The organism is Paenibacillus tritici, assembly GCF_013204885.1.
GTDB lineage: Bacteria > Bacillota > Bacilli > Paenibacillales > Paenibacillaceae > Paenibacillus_AQ > Paenibacillus_AQ tritici.
Map to the genome: position 1 here is coordinate 1 of NZ_JABMKX010000037.1, position 2,054 is coordinate 2,054.

The 2,054-nt window shown below is 47.5% G+C and carries 2 protein-coding genes and 1 rRNA gene; 1 reads left to right on the top strand and 2 read right to left on the bottom strand.

Translation table 11 applies throughout. The features are described 5' to 3' along the window. Positions 1–64: ribosomal RNA gene (locus HQN87_RS31890) — 16S ribosomal RNA — on the bottom strand; the annotation flags it as partial. Between the two features lie 432 nt (positions 65–496). Continuing rightward, positions 497–1,372: a nucleotidyltransferase-like protein gene (locus HQN87_RS31895; protein WP_211721134.1), complete on the bottom strand. Its 876-nt coding sequence runs from the start codon at positions 1,370–1,372 to the stop codon at positions 497–499. Between the two features lie 129 nt (positions 1,373–1,501). On the opposite strand from HQN87_RS31895, the gene HQN87_RS31900 reads away from it, so the two are divergent. Next, positions 1,502–1,867, top strand: coding sequence for a DUF2614 family zinc ribbon-containing protein (locus HQN87_RS31900; protein WP_173141367.1), 366 nt, complete (start codon positions 1,502–1,504; stop codon positions 1,865–1,867). Positions 1,868–2,054: the final 187 nt, after the last annotated feature.

Genomic DNA, 2,054 nt, shown 5'->3' on the forward strand with positions numbered 1-2,054 from the left:
CGACTTGCATGTATTAGGCATGCCGCCAGCGTTCGTCCTGAGCCAGGATCAAACTCTCCAAATTGGTATTTAGAAAGAGCGATTGCTCATTTTGAAACATCTGACGAGAATTTACATTCTCATTTTGGAAGTCACTTTCGTGATTTCCGATACTCACTCGTTGTTCAGTTTTCAAAGATCAAGCTCATCTTCCGTCGCTGTTTTTTGTCTCAGCAGCGACCTTTATAATATATCACAGCGCCCTCGTTTTAGTCAACCTTTTTTTTCGATTGCTTTTTCCGGCTGATTTCCGACTGCATTGCTGCACATCGTTATGTCGGAGGGACGAGTTATAATTTAACATACGAACTGCAACCTAGTCAACCCTAAATATTCCCTCCCCTTTTAACTCTCATGCAGAGCAGGACAAATAAAAAAAGAGAGTACATTCACTCTCTCCATTCTCCTGTTAATGCTCTCTGTGTAAAGGTGCTTCCACCAGTAGCTTCCCGTGTAATTAAAGGGTATACCGGATGGTATGTCCATCCCCTGCTTCAACTGCCCATGAGGCAATCTCACGAATCAAGGATCGGGATACAAGCTTGCGCAGCACAAGCGGCAGCTCTGCCTGAAGGGGACTGAGTCCTGAATGCTGCAGAAGTTCTTTAATACTCCACGCCTCCTTACGGCTGCCCAGAATATGAAGCAGCATGGCACAACAGTCAGCCATCTTGGACATGAGCGCAAATTCACAGGCAAGCAGTATCAGCTCAATTCTCTGGTCCAGGGTCTCCGTGCTGATTGTCAGTTCCTCGTATAGCTTATGGACCGGTGAGTTCATGCTTTTGACTTGTCCCCACACTGCCGGTTCCGGAAAATATCCTGCTTCACTCACTTCGATCCGTGCCCAATGATACAATGCCATAAGCACGCAATTATAGGCATCCATGGTACATCCCGCTTCAATGTAACGTTTAGACTTGATATACATATGTAAAAAACGGGAGAATTCCATAAATAACACCCGTTCTTTGAGCGGACCTTCAAACTGAATCAGCTGCTTCCGCATCTCTGCCAAAATCCCCTTAGGGTCCCAGATCACCTCTCCGGATATCAGGCTGGCAAGAAGCTCGTTATTATCCCCGGCCATCACAGCACGTTCGAGTGCAGACAGACCCACATGCACCGATTGCGTCCGCTTATCCCCAGCAATGGTATGGGTTATGACGCGTTCCGTCTCCTGTTCCTCATGCAGCATGAGAACCACCATATCAAAATCGTGCAGCAGTGCACTCTGAAACGTGGCATCCCCTCTTTGCCGCCAAGCAACGGCTCCCAGAACATTCTCCTCAAATGTCTCCCCACTTAATAGGGTCAAATTGGACAGTTCCATACTTCCCTCCATTAAATTTGGCGATTTAGCACCCAGTCAGTTATAATCTCTATAAATAATATTATTCTACATATTCATGCCAGTTCCTCCTGTACAACCGAACTATATTTCAGTTAGGAGATCATGCTCATGAAATTTAAATCGGCTAAAATCAATGCCTTTCGCACCTGGGGACTGCTGCTAACCATGCTGGGCATGGGACTTATGATCATGGGAACCGCAGGTATTGTATTCTGGGGCTCTGCCGGCAAGGTAGTCGCTGCCATCGGCCTTGTTATTGGACTAATCTCCATGATGGCCAGTCTGGCTATCTATTTCTGGGCCGGCATGCTCTCAACCAGTGCAGTTCAGGTGGAATGTCCGGAATGCCATAAGCAGACCAAAATGCTGGGCAAAACGGACCGCTGCATGTTCTGCCACACGATCCTCACCATGGACCCGGCACAAGCAACCATTACTGCCGAAGAACTGGAACTCCAGCAGCTCAAGCATTGAACCTATTCCAGCAGAGGTTACTGAAATCATGTGAATCTAATACATTCTTGTACTGCGCAAAAAGGTGCTGTCCCAAAAGCCATGAAATGGCTGCTTGGGACGGCCCTTTGTTTTGGAGTAAGATCAACGTGGGCACTTGGGTGGACGCTGCGCGAACGGACCGTTATTCCAATCGCTGTGCTCTCCA

Bases quoted from the DNA above. Each gene is read 5' to 3' on its own strand.
- HQN87_RS31900 (WP_173141367.1), top strand. From the start codon at position 1,502: ATGAAATTTAAATCGGCTAAAATCAATGCCTTTCGCACCTGGGGACTG.
- HQN87_RS31895 (WP_211721134.1), bottom strand. From the start codon at position 1,372: ATGGAACTGTCCAATTTGACCCTATTAAGTGGGGAGACATTTGAGGAG.